General features: G+C 71.4%; 12 protein-coding genes and 1 pseudogene. 6 read left to right on the plus strand and 7 right to left on the minus strand.

All coding sequences use genetic code 11. The annotated features are described in order from the left end of the window. The 4 genes and pseudogenes from ACFV4F_RS29465 to ACFV4F_RS29480 form a co-directional block, all read right to left on the minus strand. Positions 1-734: metal-dependent hydrolase (locus tag ACFV4F_RS29465; RefSeq protein ID WP_380506945.1), on the minus strand; the 734-nt coding region annotated here is incomplete at its 3' end. Between the two features lie 97 nt (positions 735-831). Beyond that, positions 832-1,812, minus strand: a complete 981-nt coding sequence (locus tag ACFV4F_RS29470; RefSeq protein ID WP_380506947.1) for a Yip1 family protein — start codon at positions 1,810-1,812, stop codon at positions 832-834. A gap of 173 nt (positions 1,813-1,985) precedes the next feature. Continuing rightward, positions 1,986-3,059, minus strand: a pseudogene (locus tag ACFV4F_RS29475) (sugar phosphate nucleotidyltransferase); the annotation flags it as partial. Positions 3,060-3,393: 334 nt separating this feature from the next. Then, positions 3,394-5,616 carry a (Fe-S)-binding protein gene (locus ACFV4F_RS29480; RefSeq protein ID WP_380446466.1) on the minus strand — a complete coding sequence of 741 codons (2,223 nt, stop codon included), beginning with the start codon at positions 5,614-5,616 and terminating at the stop codon, positions 3,394-3,396. 347 nt (positions 5,617-5,963) lie between these two features. Between ACFV4F_RS29480 and dnaK the strand changes: the two genes are divergently transcribed. The 6 genes from dnaK (at position 5,964) to ACFV4F_RS29510 (ending at position 12,757) form a co-directional block, all read left to right on the plus strand. After that, a complete protein-coding gene (dnaK, locus tag ACFV4F_RS29485; RefSeq protein ID WP_380446465.1) occupies positions 5,964-7,811 on the plus strand; it encodes a molecular chaperone DnaK in 1,848 nt (615 codons plus the stop codon). Continuing rightward, complete coding sequence (grpE, locus tag ACFV4F_RS29490; RefSeq protein ID WP_380446464.1) at positions 7,808-8,431, plus strand: nucleotide exchange factor GrpE; 624 nt, start codon at positions 7,808-7,810, stop codon at positions 8,429-8,431. The genes dnaK and grpE overlap by 4 nt, the downstream gene beginning before the upstream one ends. Positions 8,432-8,622: 191 nt before the next feature. After that, positions 8,623-9,768 carry a molecular chaperone DnaJ gene (gene dnaJ, locus ACFV4F_RS29495; protein ID WP_380446463.1) on the plus strand — a complete coding sequence of 382 codons (1,146 nt, stop codon included), beginning with the start codon at positions 8,623-8,625 and terminating at the stop codon, positions 9,766-9,768. Positions 9,769-9,793: 25 nt separating this feature from the next. After that, complete coding sequence (locus ACFV4F_RS29500; protein ID WP_380506994.1) at positions 9,794-10,309, plus strand: heat shock protein transcriptional repressor HspR; 516 nt, start codon at positions 9,794-9,796, stop codon at positions 10,307-10,309. A gap of 206 nt (positions 10,310-10,515) precedes the next feature. After that, positions 10,516-11,544 (plus strand): helix-turn-helix domain-containing protein, encoded by a 1,029-nt coding sequence (locus tag ACFV4F_RS29505; RefSeq protein ID WP_380446461.1) that lies wholly within the window; start codon positions 10,516-10,518, stop codon positions 11,542-11,544. Positions 11,545-12,130: 586 nt separating this feature from the next. Next, a complete protein-coding gene (locus tag ACFV4F_RS29510; protein ID WP_380446460.1) occupies positions 12,131-12,757 on the plus strand; it encodes a hypothetical protein in 627 nt (208 codons plus the stop codon). A gap of 7 nt (positions 12,758-12,764) precedes the next feature. Here ACFV4F_RS29510 and ACFV4F_RS29515 read toward each other — a convergent pair whose 3' ends face one another. The 3 genes from ACFV4F_RS29515 to ACFV4F_RS29525 are packed head-to-tail and all read right to left on the minus strand — an operon-like array spanning position 12,765 to position 15,103. Further along, on the minus strand, positions 12,765-13,016 hold the full coding sequence (locus tag ACFV4F_RS29515) for a hypothetical protein (RefSeq protein WP_380506949.1): 252 nt from the start codon (positions 13,014-13,016) through the stop codon (positions 12,765-12,767). Next, positions 13,009-14,049 (minus strand): LuxR family transcriptional regulator, encoded by a 1,041-nt coding sequence (locus ACFV4F_RS29520; RefSeq protein WP_380506950.1) that lies wholly within the window; start codon positions 14,047-14,049, stop codon positions 13,009-13,011. Before ACFV4F_RS29520 ends, ACFV4F_RS29515 begins: the two co-directional genes overlap by 8 nt. After that, on the minus strand, positions 14,039-15,103 hold the full coding sequence (locus ACFV4F_RS29525; protein WP_380497948.1) for a LuxR C-terminal-related transcriptional regulator: 1,065 nt from the start codon (positions 15,101-15,103) through the stop codon (positions 14,039-14,041). The genes ACFV4F_RS29520 and ACFV4F_RS29525 overlap by 11 nt, the downstream gene beginning before the upstream one ends. Positions 15,104-15,820 lie beyond the last annotated feature (717 nt).

The following is a 15,820-nucleotide window of genomic DNA, read 5'->3' on the forward strand; positions in this document are numbered from 1 at the left end:
CGGCGGGCGGTGAGCTCGGGGCCCGGCACCTCGATGCGGACGGCGGCGTCGGCGGCGACCCAGGCGGCCAGCTGCGCGTTGACGGCCTCGGTGACGGCGGGCAGGGCGTCGGCGAGGGCGGGCAGCTCGTCGGTGGCGTCGGCCGTGAAGCCCTTCTTCTTGAGCGACTTGCCGAGCCGGTAGGTGTCCGTGCTGGCCTCGGTGTCCATCACCGAGGTGGCCATCGCGAGGCTGTCGAAGTCCGGGTGGCCGAGGGCGTCGGCGCGGCCCGGGTCCTTGCGCCAGCGCGGGGCGAGCGCGGCGTTGAGGGCGAGGGCGAGCAGGTGGCAGCCGCTGTGCGAGGCGCTGAGGGCGGCGCGGCGCTCGGCGTCGACGGCGAGCACGGCCGTGCGGCCGACGAGGTCGCCCGGGTCGGCGACGACGACGTGCAGGACGAGCCAGGACCACTCCTCGTCGCCGCGCCGCACCGGGATGTCGGCGCCGACCAGCGGCGCGCCGCCGTCCGGGCCGACCGCGCCGGTCAGGCAGTCGACGACGGCCAGCTCGGCGCCGTCCACGGTGAGCGTGCCGAGGTCGGCGGGCTGGTCGGGCCAGGTGTGGTCGAGCGGGTGGAACGGCGTGGCCGCGGTGACGACGGCGTACCGGCCGTCGGCGAGCGGGTGCACCGCGAGCACCGGGGAGTCGCCGGTCACCGCCCCGGCCGGGAAGCTGACGTGGGTGGTGGGGAGGGTCATGCCTGGCTCCGGTGGGTGGTCGCGGCCGACGGTGGACGGACCCCGGTTCGCGGGGCCCGTCCACCATTCTGCCGTCCGCCCTGCCGCCGTCCGGCGGTCAGCCCAGGGTCGGCAGCTTGATCAGCACCAGCAGCGCGAGCAGTTGGACGGCCGCGGCGCCCGCCGCCTTGCCCCAGGGCAGGTCGTGCACCCGGCGGACCATCGTGGTCAGCAGGAACGCGCAGAACGCCCAGGTGGCCCAGCCGACGACCTGCACGACCGCGCTGCCGGAGGGCAGCACCAGGGCGAGCAGCAGCCGGGGCGCGTCGGTCAGCCAGCCGATCAGCGCGGCCAGGCCGACCGTCGACTTCCACGGGCCGTCCCCGCCGAGCTGGCGGGCCAGCGCGTAGGTGACCGCGCCGAAGATCGCGCCGGTGACGGTGAAGCCGAGCGCGGCGGCGGCCATGCCGGTCAGCGCGACGGTGAAGGTCGAGTTGACGATGTCGTTGTGCGTCAGGCCGATGCCGAGCACCGCGAGCGCGCCGTAGAGGAGCGAGACGGTGAGGGCGGGCAGCCAGACCTGGTGGTCGCGGGTGCGGTCGAAGGTCGCGGCCGGCGCGCGGACGATGCCGAGGAGCAGCTCGCGCCAGTGCGGGCGCGGCCCGGAGACGTGCGGCGACGACTGGCCGCCGGCCCGGTAGACGGCGACGTTGTCCTGGCCGTACGGCGGCTGCGGCTCCCCCTGGGGGTATCCGTAGCCCTGGTCCCCGTACCCCTGGTCGCCGTAGCCCTGGTCGCCGTACCCCTGGTCGTAGTGGCCGGGAGCCTGCCGGCCCTGCCCCTGGTACCCCTGCGTCGGGTAGTCCTGGTACGGGGGCTGCCCCGCGTACGGGGCCCCGCCGGTCGGGAAGGACCGGGTGTTCCCGGGCCGGTCGGCGGCGTACGGGTCGTGCGGAGCGACCCCCTGGTGCGGGGCCGTGAAGTACTCCGGCCCGTCCGTCTGCCCGTGCCCCCCGGGCGCCCCCGCCGGTGGCGGAGGGGCCGACCACCCGCCGTGGGGGTCGGCGCCCTGACCGCTGTCGTATCGATTACCAGCCACGTTCCGAAGGTACCCGTCCGGCCCAGTCCGCGTACGCCCCGGACGGAGCCGGGGCCGGTTTGCAGCGAGCCTGAGACGAACGGGGCCGGAAGCGGGCGTCAGCGCTGCGCGGTGACGGTCGGACCGTGGACGGCCGCCGCGGCGGAGGCACCGGCCGGGCAGCCGCCCGGGCCGGCCGAGGTGCGGACGGCGCCGACCGGCAGCAGCGTGCCGCAGGCGATCCGGATGCCGTTCGGCAGCTCGTTGTCGGACTCGACGATCGCGCCGTCGCCGATCACCGCGCCGTCCAGGGCCGAGCGGTCCCCGACGGTCGCGAAGGCACCCACGATGGAGTCCTTGACCAGGGTGTCCGGGCCGATGACGGCGCCGGGCAGGATGACGCTGCCCTCGACGATCGCGCCGGCCTCGACCACCGCGCCCTCGGAGACGACGGTGCCGCCGCTGAGCACCGCGCCGGGGTGGACGGTCGCGCCGGGCAGCAGCAGGGCGTCGCCGGTCGGGCCGGGGACGGCCGGGGAGTCGACCTTGCCGAGGACGAGGTCGGCCGAGCCGCGGACGAACGCGCCCGGGGTGCCGAGGTCCAGCCAGTACGAGGTGTCGACGACGCCGCGCAGCAGCGCGCCGGTGGCGAGCAGCTCGGGGAAGGTCTCGCGCTCGACGGACACCTCCCGGCCGGCCGGGATGCGGTCGATGACGGACCGGGTGAAGACGTAGCAGCCGGCGTTGATCTGGTCGGTGACGATCTGCTCGGGCGTCTCCGGCTTCTCCAGGAACTCCAGCACCCGCCCGTCCGCGTCGGTCGGCACGAGGCCGAAGGCGCGCGGGTCCTCCACCCGGGTGAGGTGCAGGGTGACGTCGGCCCCGGCGGCCACGTGGCCGTCGCGCAGGGCGGCGATGTCCACGCCGGACAGGATGTCGCCGTTGAAGACGAGGACCGGCTCGTCCGGGCCGCAGGTGAGCCCGGAGGCGGCGTTGCGGATGGCGCCGCCGGTGCCGAGCGGCTCGCGCTCGGTCAGGTAGACCAGCTCGATGCCGTACGGGGTGCCGTCCTGGAAGTGGTCCTCGAAGACCTCGGCCAGGTAGGAGGTGGCGAGCACCACGCGGGTGACTCCGGCGGCCGCGGCGCGGGCCAGCTGGTGCGCGATGAAGGGGACGCCCGCCACCGGCAGCATGGGCTTGGGGGTGTGGGTGGTCAGCGGACGCAGTCGCGTGCCCTTACCACCGACCAGCATGATCGCCTCGGTCATGGTCTGCGCTGTTCCCCTTGTGGTCTCTGCGGCCCGGCCCGGCGGGCCGCACCTCTCTTCGTCCGTATGGACCCGTCCGCCCACCAGCCGTCCGGCCGTGGTCCGGCCGTGGTCCGGGTGTCCGGAACGGGTCGACCGGCCCGCGGGCCGGTCTGGCCTACTGTATTTCCTTCCAACCGAATGCCCGTCCGGCGGCTGTGCGATTGGCATCACTCGCCCGCCGCGGAGGCCTACGGGGCAGCGCCGCCGAGGCCCCAAAAGCCCGGCCCGGCGGAGCGCTTTCGCGGCGGCCGCCGGGCCGGGCAGTTGTAGCAGAACTGTCGAACAGGGGCCGCTACGCGTCCACCGTCGCGGGCTCCTCGGTCTCGGCCGGCGGGGTCGCCTTGACCGAGTCGAGCAGCAGCTGGGCCACGTCGACCACCTTCAGGTGCTCCTTGGCCGCGCCCTCGTTCTTCTTGCCGTTGACCGAGTCGGAGAGCATCACCAGGCAGAACGGGCAGGCGGTGGAGACGATGTCCGGGTTGAGCGACAGCGCCTCGTCCACGCGCTCGGTGTTGATCCGCTTGCCGATGCGCTCCTCCATCCACATGCGCGCACCGCCGGCGCCGCAGCAGAAGCCGCGCTCCTTGTGCCGGTGCATCTCCTGCTGGCGCAGACCCGGGACCTTGTCCATGATCTCGCGCGGCGGGCTGTAGACCTTGTTGTGGCGGCCCAGGTAGCAGGGGTCGTGGTAGGTGATCAGGCCCTCGACCGGGTTGACCGGGACGAGCTTGCCCTCGTCGATCAGGTGCTGCAGCAGCTGGGTGTGGTGGATGACCTCGAAGTGGCCGCCCAGCTGCGGGTACTCGTTGGCGATGGTGTTGAAGCAGTGCGGGCAGGTGGCGACGATCCGCTTGACCGGGGCGTCCTCCAGGGCCGCGTTCAGCGTCTCCACGTTCTGCGCGCCGAGCATCTGGAAGAGGAACTCGTTGCCCAGGCGGCGGGCGGAGTCACCGGTGCAGGACTCCTCCTTGCCGAGGATCGCGAACTTCACGCCCGCGGTGTGCAGCAGCTCGGCGAAGGCCTTGGTGGTCTTCTTGGCGCGGTCCTCCAGGGCGCCGGCGCAGCCGACCCAGTAGAGGTACTCGACCTCGGCGGGGTCGATGTCCTCGCCGATCACCGGCACCTCGATGCCGGTCTCCTTCTTGAGCTCCTTGACCCAGTCGAGGCGGGCCTTGGTGGCCATGCCCCACGGGTTGCCCTTGTTCTCCAGGTTCTTGAGCATCGTCCCGGCCTCGGTCGGGAACGAGGACTCGATCATCACCTGGTAGCGGCGCATGTCGACGATGTGGTCGATGTGCTCGATGTCCACCGGGCACTGCTCGACGCAGGCGCCGCAGGTGGTGCAGGACCACAGGACGTCCGGGTCGATGACGCCGTTCTCCTCGGCGGTGCCGATCAGCGGGCGCTCGGCCTCGGCGAGGGCGCCCGCCGGGACGTCCTTGAGCTGCTCGGCGGTCGCCTTCTCGGTGCCCTCCATGTCCTTGCCGCCACCGGCGAGCAGGTACGGGGCCTTGCCGTAGACGTGCTCGCGGAGGCTCATGATGAGCAGCTTCGGCGACAGCGGCTTGCCGGTGTTCCAGGCCGGGCACTGCGACTGGCAGCGGCCGCACTCGGTGCAGGTGGAGAAGTCGAGGATGCCCTTCCAGGAGAAGTGCTCGACCTGGGAGACGCCGAAGACGGCGTCCTCGGCCGGGTCCTCGAAGTCGATCGGCTGACCGCCGGAGGTCATCGGACGGAGGGCGCCGAGCGCGGTACCGCCGTCCTCCTCGCGCTTGAAGTAGATGTTGAAGAAGCCGAGGAAGCGGTGCCAGGCCACGCCCATCGAGGGGTTGAGGCCGATGGTGGTCGCCCAGGCGAAGGAGATGCAGATCTTCAGCATCGCGAAGAGCCAGATCAGGTTCTCCAGCGTGCCGTGCGACAGGCCGCTCAGCGCGGAGGTGATCGGGTACGAGACGAGGTGCGCCGGGCCGTACGAGTCGACGCCGTTGAGGGCGCCCTCCAGGGCGCGCAGCATCAGGATGCACAGGCCGATGCCGAGGATCGTGTACTCGACGTAGAAGGCCTGCCAGGCGATCGAGCCGGCGAAGCGGGACTTGCGTCCGGAGCGCGACGGCAGGCTCATCAGCCGGATCACCATCAGGGTCAGGATGCCCAGGGTGGTGAGGGTGCCGACGAGCTCGACGAAGAGCTGCCAGATCATCCAGTGCCCGATGACCGGCAGCTCGAACTCGGCGTCGAAGAGCTGGCCCATCGCGTTGACGATGGTCAGGACCAGGCTGAAGAAGCCGACCGCGACGAACCAGTGCGCGATGCCGACGATCCCCCAGCGGTTCATCCTGGTGTGGCCGATGAACTCGACCGCGACGGTCTTCACGCGCCGGGCGGGCTTGCCGAAGCGGGTGGTGTCCGGCGCGCCGGTCAGCACCACCTTGAAGATGTGCCACGCCGCACGAAGGGCGAGCGCGGTGCCGATCACGAACGTGACCAGCGAGATGACGATCGCTGCTAGCTGCATCGGCTCCGTCTCCTGCGGCTTGCGGTTGAGCAGTCCGGGTTCTACGTCTTTACCAAGGGAGTGTACTCGTCGGTAACTTGCCGGGCCGACGGCCCGGACATTACCGCTCGTCAACAGTTCTCCAGAAGGTTCCCAAGGTATGGCGGCAGTCACGTAACTCCACCCCCGCCACCTCGGCCGGGGCGGCCGTCACTCCGACCGGGGACACCGCGGGCCCCCGCGGCGGCCCACCGAGAGGACCGGCATCAGCAAAGTTGAGTGCTGCTGACTCATAGCTGTTGACGCCGCCCGGCGGGTCATGCATCCTTGAGCCCGTAAAGCTCAACTCTTCCGTGGAGGTATCTACGATGGCACGCGCGGTCGGCATCGACCTCGGTACGACGAACTCGGTCGTCAGCGTTCTGGAGGGTGGCGAGCCCACCGTCATCACGAACGCCGAGGGCGCGCGGACCACGCCGTCCGTCGTCGCTTTCGCGAAGAACGGCGAGGTCCTGGTCGGCGAGGTGGCCAAGCGCCAGGCGGTCACCAACGTCGACCGCACCATCCGCTCGGTCAAGCGCCACATGGGCACCGGGTGGAAGATCAACCTGGACGGCAAGGACTTCAACCCCCAGCAGATCAGCGCCTTCATCCTGCAGAAGCTGAAGCGGGACGCGGAGGCCTACCTGGGCGAGACCGTCACCGACGCGGTCATCACCGTCCCGGCGTACTTCTCGGACTCCGAGCGCCAGGCCACCAAGGAGGCCGGTGAGATCGCGGGCCTCAACGTCCTGCGCATCGTCAACGAGCCGACCGCGGCCGCCCTGGCCTACGGCCTGGACAAGGACGACCAGACCATCCTGGTCTTCGACCTCGGCGGCGGCACCTTCGACGTCTCCCTGCTGGAGATCGGCGACGGGGTCGTCGAGGTGAAGGCCACCAACGGTGACAACCACCTCGGTGGCGACGACTGGGACCAGAAGGTCGTCGACCACCTGGTCAAGGTCTTCCAGTCCGGCCACGGGGTCGACCTGTCCAAGGACAAGATGGCCCTGCAGCGTCTGCGCGAGGCCGCCGAGAAGGCCAAGATCGAGCTGTCCTCGTCCTCCGAGACCTCGATCAACCTGCCCTACATCACAGCCTCCGCCGAGGGCCCGCTGCACCTGGACGAGAAGCTCACCCGCGCCCAGTTCCAGCAGCTGACCTCCGACCTGCTGGAGCGCTGCAAGATCCCGTTCCACAACGTGATCAAGGACGCCGGCATCTCGCTCGCCGAGATCGACCACGTCGTCCTCGTCGGCGGCTCGACCCGCATGCCGGCCGTCGCCGAGCTCGTCAAGGAGCTGACCGGCGGCAAGGACGCCAACAAGGGCGTCAACCCGGACGAGGTCGTCGCCATCGGCGCCTCGCTCCAGGCCGGTGTCCTCAAGGGCGAGGTCAAGGACGTCCTGCTGCTCGACGTCACCCCGCTGTCCCTCGGCATCGAGACCAAGGGCGGCATCATGACCAAGCTGATCGAGCGCAACACCACGATCCCGACCAAGCGCTCCGAGATCTTCACCACGGCCGAGGACAACCAGCCGTCCGTGCAGATCCAGGTCTACCAGGGCGAGCGCGAGATCGCCGCGTACAACAAGAAGCTCGGCATGTTCGAGCTGACCGGCCTCCCGCCGGCGCCGCGCGGCCTGCCGCAGATCGAGGTCACCTTCGACATCGACGCCAACGGCATCATGCACGTCGCCGCCAAGGACCTCGGCACCGGCAAGGAGCAGAAGATGACCGTCACCGGCGGCTCCTCGCTGCCGAAGGACGAGGTCGACCGCATGCGCCGCGAGGCCGAGCAGTACGCCGAGGACGACCACAAGCGCCGCGAGGCCGTCGAGACCCGCAACTCCGCCGAGCAGCTCGTCTACTCGACCGAGAAGTTCATCGCGGACAACACCGACAAGCTCCCGGCCGACGTCAAGACCGAGGTCGAGACCGCCATCGGCGAGCTCAAGGAGGCCCTGAAGGGCGAGGACATCGCGAAGATCCGCGAGGCCTCGGAGAAGGTCTCCACCACCGCGCAGAAGCTCGGCCAGGCCCTCTACGCCAACGCCGACGCCGCCGGTGCCGCCGCCGGGGACTCCGCCGCCCAGGGCAAGGACGACGACGTCGTCGACGCCGAGATCGTGGACGACGAGAAGCACGACAAGCCCAAGGGCGGCGCGGCATGACGGACAAGACGCAGGGCGGCAAGCCCGGCGACGACTCCGCCGCCGAGGAGGCCGTGATCAAGGCCGCCGAGGAGGCCGCCGCGGCCGGCTCCGGCGACGCGTCGGACGAGCTGGCCGCCGCCAAGCGCGAGGCCACCGAGCGCACCGCGGACCTCCAGCGCCTCCAGGCCGAGTACCAGAACTACCGCAAGCGGGTCGAGCGCGACCGGCTCACGGTCCGCGAGATCGCGGTCTCCAACATCCTGGAGTCCCTGATCCCGGTCCTGGACGACATCGGCCGCGCCCGCGAGCACGGCGAGGTCACCGGCGGCTTCAAGTCCGTCGCCGACTCCCTGGAGACGGTCGTCGCCAAGCTCGGCCTCCAGCAGTTCGGCAAGGAGGGCGAGCCCTTCGACCCGACCATGCACGAGGCGCTGATGCACAGCTACTCCTCGGACGTCACCGAGGACACCTGCGTGCAGATCCTCCAGCCCGGCTACCGGATCGGCGAGCGGATCATCCGCCCGGCGATGGTCGCGGTCGCGGAGCCCCAGCCGGGCACCCAGACCACGGCCGGGCCGGACACCGACACCGCCAAGTCCGAGAAGTCGGACAAGGCCGACGGTGGCAAGGACAGCTGACGACCTGTGACGGGCGCACGCCCGTCCCAGCAGATGAACCAGTGCGCTGCGGAGTCGTACGCCGGTCAGTACGGCGATCGGCTCCGCAGCGCACTGTCGGCAACAGGCCCGCGCGGCCGGGCTGTTGACAACGCAGTGCCGCGGGCTGTTGACAAGGCAGTGACGATGGACATCGGGAGGTGGCGCAAGCCATGAGTGGCAAGGACTTTGTCGAGAAGGACTATTACAAGGTCCTCGGCGTGCCCAAGGACGCCACCGCCACCGAGATCAAGAAGACCTACCGGAAGCTGGCGCGCGAGTTCCACCCGGACGCCAACAAGGGCGACGCCAAGGCCGAGGAGCGCTTCAAGGACATCTCCGAGGCGTACGACGTCCTGTCCGACGAGAAGCGCCGCAAGGAGTACGACGAGGCCCGCAGCCTCTTCGCCAACGGCGGCTTCCGCGCCGGCGGGCCCGGCACCGGCAACTACAGCTTCGACTTCGGCGACCTCTTCAGCGGCACCCAGGGCGGCAGCGGCGGCATCGGCGACGTCTTCGGCGGCCTCTTCAACCGCGGCGGCCGACAGGCCCAGCCCCGGCGCGGCGCCGACGTCGAGACCGAGGTCACCCTCTCCTTCGAGGAGGCCGTCGACGGCGCGACCGTCCCGCTGCGGATGACCAGCCAGGCCCCCTGCCGCGTCTGCAACGGCACCGGCGCCAAGTCCGGCACCACCCCGCGGGTCTGCCCGACCTGCGTCGGCGCCGGCACCGTCAGCCGGGGCCAGGGCGCGTTCGCGCTCTCCGAGCCCTGCAAGGACTGCAAGGGCCGCGGCATGATCGTCGACGACCCCTGCACCGACTGCCACGGCAGCGGCCGGGCCAGCTCCGCCCGCACCATGCAGGTCCGCATCCCGGCCGGCGTCCAGGACGCCCAGCGCATCCGGCTCAAGGGCAAGGGCGCCCAGGGCGAACGCGGCGGCCAGCCCGGCGACCTCTACGTCACCGTGCACGTCGACGCCCACCCCGTCTTCGGCCGCAAGGGCGACAACCTCACCGTGACCGTCCCGGTCACCTTCCCCGAGGCGGCGCTCGGCGGCACCATCGAGGTGCCCACACTCGGCGGCCCCGCCGTGAAGCTCAAGCTGCCCCCGGGCAGTGCCAACGGCCTCACCATGCGGGCCCGCGGCAAGGGCGCCACCCGCAAGGACGGCACCCGCGGCGACCTCCTCGTCACCGTCGAGGTCGTGGTGCCGCAGCACGTCACCGGCGACGCGCTGTCCGCCCTGGAGCAGTACCGCGAGGCCACCGCCTCCGACGACCCGCGAGCCGCCCTGTTCCGGGCGGCGAAGGGAGCGTGACGACCAGATGTCCCCGATGACCCCGATGACCCCCGACGGCCCGATTGGCCCGATCGGCCCGGGCCTCGGCGAAGGCCTGCCCGGCGACGGCCGCCGCCCCCGGCGCGCCGCGGCCCCGCCCCAGTACGTGCTCACCGAGGACACCCCGGTGTACGTGATCTCGGTGGCCGCCGAACTCTCCGGCCTGCACCCGCAGACCCTGCGCCAGTACGACCGCCTCGGCCTGGTCTGCCCCGACCGCACCGCCGGCCGCGGCCGCCGCTACTCGGCCCGCGACATCCAGCAGCTGCGCGAGGTCCAGCGGCTCTCGCAGGACGAGGGCATCAACCTGGCCGGCATCAAGCGGATCATCGAGCTGGAGAACCAGGTCACCGCCCTCCAGTCGCGCATCGCCGAACTCGCGGACTCCCTGGAGGGCGCCGCCACCGCCCTCCAGCAGCGCGAAGCCGCCGTCCACGCCTCCTACCGCCGCGACCTCGTCCCGTACCAGCCCCCGACCCCCCAGTCGAGCGCCCTGGTCGTCTGGCGCCCGAAGCGCTGACTCGGCTGAACACCCAGCCCGGCCGCCGGTTCCCTCCTGTTCGGGGGGTGCCGGCGGCTTACTTGTGGTGAGAGGGTGCCAATCGAAGCGTCACTCCGCAATGGTGGAACAATGCCCGGTTCCGGATCCCGCGCCGGGATCTAGGATCACCGATGGGGCTCGAGTGCAGCCATAGGGCAGGTTCGGTCGTCAAGAAGGAGTCGTGAATGAACGGGAGGAACGACGCCATTCCGGGTGTCGGTGCACCGGGCACTCTCTCCACCGGAGCGCACGACCTCTACCTCGCGGCAATCCGGGCGCACGGTCGGATAGCCCGCAGTGAAATCGAGGAGCACGACTACAGCCACCTCAGCGAGCTGTTGGACATCGGTCTCCTCACTCCCGACATGGATGATCCGCAGATTCTGGTCGCGGTCGATCCACAACAGCTCGCCACCGGGCTGAGCGCCCTCTGGCAACGCCAGGCACTCGCGCTGCTGTCCCGCGCGATAGCCGTCCCCGGCGACCTTCAGGGTCTCGCGGACGCGTTTCACCGTCCGGAACCGTCCGGCGGAATTATCGAGTACGTCCGCGGCAAGGCACTGATCAGCCAACGGATCAACCACGCCGTGACCACTGCGAAAGAGGAGATACTCGCGGCCCAGCCGGGCGGCCCGCGGCCGCCGGACGTTCTGTCCCGCGTGCTCGACGACGACCTGGCCGACCTCGAACGCGGTATTGCGGTGCGGACCATCTACCATCCGAGCACCAGGTACCACGCCCCCACCCGGGACTACGTCGCGAAGATCACCGAGGCCGGCGGGCGGTTCCGCACCCTCGACGAGCCGTACACCAGGCTGATCATCGTGGACCGGCAGCTGGCCGTCATCCCGGTCGCGGAGGACCTCAATCTGGCGGCCTTCATCCACGACCCCGCCGTCATCCACTTCCTCGTCCACGAGGTGTTCGAGCGCAACTGGAACCGCGGACTGGACTTCACCGGTGGACGAACCGTGCCGCAACAGGTCGTGTCACGGATGCGCCAGACCATCATCGACCTCCTGCTCGAAGGCACGAACCACAGAGTCATCGCCCGCCGCCTCGGCATCAGCGAACGCACCCTCGCCCGCCATCTGGCCGAGATGCGGGAGGACTACAACGTCGAATCGCTGTTCCAACTCGGTTGGGCGCTGGCGCGTTCGTCACAAGAGACCGACGAATCGCCATGCCTCCCCGCCGCTTCCGGCAGCGCATAACGATTCGTCAGTCTCATTCTGTCATGTCCACTGGTGCTCGCCGTCCAAAGCGGTACCCGACGCCTGATTCGAAGTCGCACTAACATCGACCCCAAGCCCGACATGATTGACATGGGCAGATCCATCGGCATCATGGCCGGTGACAAGCAGTCCGAAGCCCAGCACGGTAAGGACGCCCGCAGATATCGCTACCGCAGCCGTCTTGGCGACCTGACGCAGACGAGACACGCGCACACCCCAATCCTCTTCAGTGGCCTGTCAGTCGAATGAACAGGCGGCAGACAATCAAACGCTCAGATCGTGCCACACGCCCTATCTGACTGTCACCGTCGCGCCCAGGCGGAAGAGGGTGTCATCTCTCTGCCATGCAGACGGATGCCACCGTGCATCGGTGGACTGCCGACCCTGCTCGATGGACGATCAACTGACGTCCTCACGCCACGCTGCCAAGATCCTCCCTCTCGGCAGTCGCGCCAGGACAAGCGTCGAAATAGTGATAAACCCGTCCGATTTCCCCCCGTTCCAATCTCCAAGCCAAGCGTCGGCGGCGAGCAACCGAGTGCCAATGCCTTCCCCCGGAGTCGACATGACCGAGCCCTACCTGCGTCACCACGACAGCCAGGCCACCGAAGGCCGGCGTGCACGTGTGTTTCTGGCCGCACCGCTGATGCGGCTGACCGGGCCCGCGGACAGCGTGGTGACGCTCGCCAGCCGGACGCGGCTGACCACGCTGCGCACCACGCTCCTCCGCAGCGGGGCCGCCGTGTACAGCGCGCACCACAGCGACGCCTGGACCGTCGCCGGGCGGGCGCCGGAGCCGCGGGTTCCGTCGGACTTCCGGGCGCTGCAGTCGGCGGACCTGGTGTTCGCCTACGTCGGCGCCCCGCTGTCGGCCGGGGTGAGCCTGGAGCTGGGCTGGGCCTCCGCGCTGCGCAAGCCGATCGTCCTCCTCGTCGACGAGGCCATCACGCACAACCCGCTGATCGCCACCATCGAGCAGGTCGCCCCCGTCCTGCCGCTGGTCTTCGACGACACCTGGTCGCAGGAGGCGCTCAACCACACCGTGGAGACGGCGCTCGACTGGGCCGGCATGGCGCTGTCGCTGCGCGAGGGCTTCTGGACCGCCCCCGGCGAGCAGTTCAACGTCCCCCGTCAGCAGCCCCCCGTGGCCGGCCGGGCCGGCTTCTGGCCGTCGGGCGCCGCCACCGGCTGACCCGCGGTCATCCACCGGACTCCCCCGTCCGGGATCCCCGCATCTGCTGGCCCGGCTGGAACAGCGTCTCCGCGTCGTACAGCTCACGCAGCCGGGCGATGTGACCGGCCACGGTCCGCTCGCTCGACCCCATGCGGCCCGCGATCGCCCGCTGCGTGAGCCCCTGCGCCAGCAGGCGGCCGCCGTCCCGCGGGATCGCGCGGTAGAGCGCGCGGGCGGACTCGTCCGGGAGGGCTTCGGACAGGGTCGGGTCACCCATCGGCGTCGCCCTTCAGTTGCCAGCCGAGTTGGAAGAGGGTCCGGGCGCCGTAGCGCTCGCGCAGGCGGGCGAGGTGGCCGGCGACGGTGCGTTCGCTGAGGCCGAGGCGGGTGGCGACGGCGCGCTGGGTGAGGCCCTTGCTCAGCAGCGTGGTGACCCGGTCGGCGGTGCGGCCGGGGGCGGCGCTCGACCAGTCGGTGACGTCGGCCCTGGCCCAGTCGCGTTCGAAGACGGCGACCAGGGCGGCGACGGCGGCGGGCTCGGTGATGAAGGCGGCGACGTCGTGGCCGGGGTGGACGGAGACGACGGCGGTCCGCCGGTCGACGACGAGCATCCGCTGGAACGGCTCGTTCAGGACCCGGACCAGCGAGCCGTGCCGGGTCACCTCCTTCGCGTAGGCGATCACGTGGGGCTGCCGGCGGACGACGGGCTGGTAGAGCGTCCGGATCCGGCGGCCGCTGGTCAGCAGCGCGACGTCCTGGTGGAGCGCGAGTTCGAGGGTGACCGGCTGCCGGGTGCCGGGCTGGGCGGTGAGCACTTCCTCGCCGCACTCGGACAGGACCCGGGAGAGCCGCAGGCGGATGGCGTCCTGGCCCTTGACGTACGCGGCCTCGCCCGTGGGGGAGGCCGCCCGGGGTGCGGCGTCGTAGGCGTGGGAGAGCGGGCCGAGGGCGGCCGGGAGCCGTTCGGCGTGGACGAGCAACCGGGTGGCACGGGTGCGCAGTTCGGTGCCGAGGCGGTCGCCGACGGAGCGCGGGTCGACGGCCGTGTAGCCGGTGGCCGTCGGGGCGAGCAGGCCGCGGGCGACGAGGACCGCGAGGGTGGGGCGGTCCGCGGGGGCGAGGTCGTCGGGGCGCAGGTGTCCGCCGTGGCGGACCGCGGTGAGGTAGAGCGCCCGCTCGGCGGCTGTCGGCTCATCCGCCCACCTCTCCCCCGGCCTTGGCGGCCGGGAGGTACCCCCACCGCTCGGCAGGGGCGTTCGCCCATGCGCATCCTTTGAAACGTGAGCTCGCTGAGCTCGCTCATCGGTCATCGCGGGAGCCTCGCATCAGCCAGCCGAGCTGGAAGAGGGTCTGGGCGCCGTAGCGGTCGCGCAGGCGGGAGATGTGGGCGGCGACGGTGCGTTCGCTGAGGCCGAGGCGGGTGGCGACGGCGCGCTGGGTGAGGCCGCGGGCGAGCAGGCGGCCGACCCGGTCGGGGGTGCTGCGGGCGGGGCCGTGGCCGAGGGCGGCGGCGGCCTCGGTGGTGTCGGCGCGGGCCCAGTCCCGCTCGAACGCGCCGACCAGGAAGGTGATGGCGGCGGGGTCGGTGATGAAGGCGGCGGTGCTGTTGTCCTCGCTGGCGGAGATCACGGCGACGGTGCGGTCGAAGACGATGAGCCGCTGGAAGGGCTCGTCGAGGACGCGGATGAGCGAGCCGTGCCGGGTGACCTCGTCGGCGTAGGCGAGGGCGGACTGGTCGGCGAACGCGACCGGCTGGTAGATGGTGCGCAGCGAGCAGCCGCGCTGCAGGAGTTGGACGTCCTGGAGCCGGGCGACCTGGAGCGTGTCGGCGGGCCGGTGGCCGGGCTGGGCGGTGAGGACCTCGGCGCGGCAGTCGGAGACGAGCTGGGAGATCCGCTGGCGGATGTGGACGTGGCCCTCGACGTAGACGGCGCCGCCGGCCCGGCCGGGCGGGCGGGGCATCGCGTCGTAGGCGCGGGTGAGGCCGTCGAGGGCGCCGGGCAGGTTCTCGGCGCGGACCAGGAGCCGGGTGGCCTCGCTGCGCAGTTCGGCGCCGAGGCGGTCGGTGACGGAGCGCGGGCTGACGGCGGTGTAGCAGGCGTCCATCGCGTTGGGCATCAACAGGCCGATGTCGACGAGCTGTTGGATGGCGGCGTGGTCGGTCTCGTGGACGCCGGTGAACGGGATCCGGCCGCCTTCGGCGAGGATCGAGAGGTAGAGCCGGCGGGCCGCGTCGTCGGGCTCGCCCGCTCCGGTGAGGCCCCCGGTGCCCGCGAAGCCCGCGTCGGCCGCGAAGCCCTCGCCGCCGGTGAAGCCACCCGCGTACTGGCCGTGGTCCGGTGCGACCGCCGGTTCCGCCGTCACGTCGAACTCTCCCTGCCGGACGCCTTTCGGACGGGCCCGCCCCCGTGTCCCGCGTCCCCGTCGTTTCCGTCGTCTCCGGCCGCGAGGGCCCGGCGGTCACGGTACCGGGCGGCGGGCGGACCCCTGGGCCCGGGTGCCGTCGCACACCGGACGCCCAGGGGCCGCCTTGCCACGCCATGCCAAGGCGCTTCCGGCGAGGCGGAGCAGCAACGCCTCGCCGGCTCCGGTTCCGGGGGCCATCACCACACATGGCGTCCCGGCCGGCGCTCTTCCCCCCGTTGTGCGGGGACGTGATGTCCCGCATCCACTTTTGAAGAGCAAGTCGCCACCATCGGGCCGCGGTTGCCCGGACGACTTGGCGTGACTCCACCATCACAGCGTGACGCCCGGCGGACAAGTGTCACCCGAGTGCAGGTTCTCGCAATTGCAGCTATCCGCACGGCGGGCCGGTTCCCGCGGCCGGAGCGGTGGGCCGGATTCCGGTGAACGCCAAGGCCAGTCGGGTGCCCGGTGGAGGCCCGGGACCGGCCCGATTGGCGGTGGACGGTCAGGCCCCGGGTGCGCATTCCTGCACCTGGACGGTTCCCGCAGCACACGACCGAAGCCCCGGCTTGCCGGGCCCGGATGCGGGGGCCCGCGCGGCCGGCGCCCCGGCGGGCGGCGGGGCCGCGCCCCCCCCCCCGCCGCCGGCCCCGCCCGCCCCCCCGCGGCGCCCGC

It is taken from the genome of Kitasatospora sp. NPDC059722 (genome assembly GCF_042733235.1).
Lineage (GTDB): Bacteria > Actinomycetota > Actinomycetes > Streptomycetales > Streptomycetaceae > Kitasatospora.

Bases quoted from the DNA above. Each gene is read 5' to 3' on its own strand.
- ACFV4F_RS29480 (WP_380446466.1), bottom strand. From the start codon at position 5,616: ATGCAGCTAGCAGCGATCGTCATCTCGCTGGTCACGTTCGTGATCGGC.
- dnaK (WP_380446465.1), top strand. From the start codon at position 5,964: ATGGCACGCGCGGTCGGCATCGACCTCGGTACGACGAACTCGGTCGTC.
- grpE (WP_380446464.1), top strand. From the start codon at position 7,808: ATGACGGACAAGACGCAGGGCGGCAAGCCCGGCGACGACTCCGCCGCC.
- dnaJ (WP_380446463.1), top strand. From the start codon at position 8,623: ATGAGTGGCAAGGACTTTGTCGAGAAGGACTATTACAAGGTCCTCGGC.
- ACFV4F_RS29500 (WP_380506994.1), top strand. From the start codon at position 9,794: ATGACCCCCGACGGCCCGATTGGCCCGATCGGCCCGGGCCTCGGCGAA.
- ACFV4F_RS29505 (WP_380446461.1), top strand. From the start codon at position 10,516: ATGAACGGGAGGAACGACGCCATTCCGGGTGTCGGTGCACCGGGCACT.
- ACFV4F_RS29510 (WP_380446460.1), top strand. From the start codon at position 12,131: ATGACCGAGCCCTACCTGCGTCACCACGACAGCCAGGCCACCGAAGGC.
- ACFV4F_RS29515 (WP_380506949.1), bottom strand. From the start codon at position 13,016: ATGGGTGACCCGACCCTGTCCGAAGCCCTCCCGGACGAGTCCGCCCGC.
- ACFV4F_RS29520 (WP_380506950.1), bottom strand. From the start codon at position 14,049: ATGACCGATGAGCGAGCTCAGCGAGCTCACGTTTCAAAGGATGCGCAT.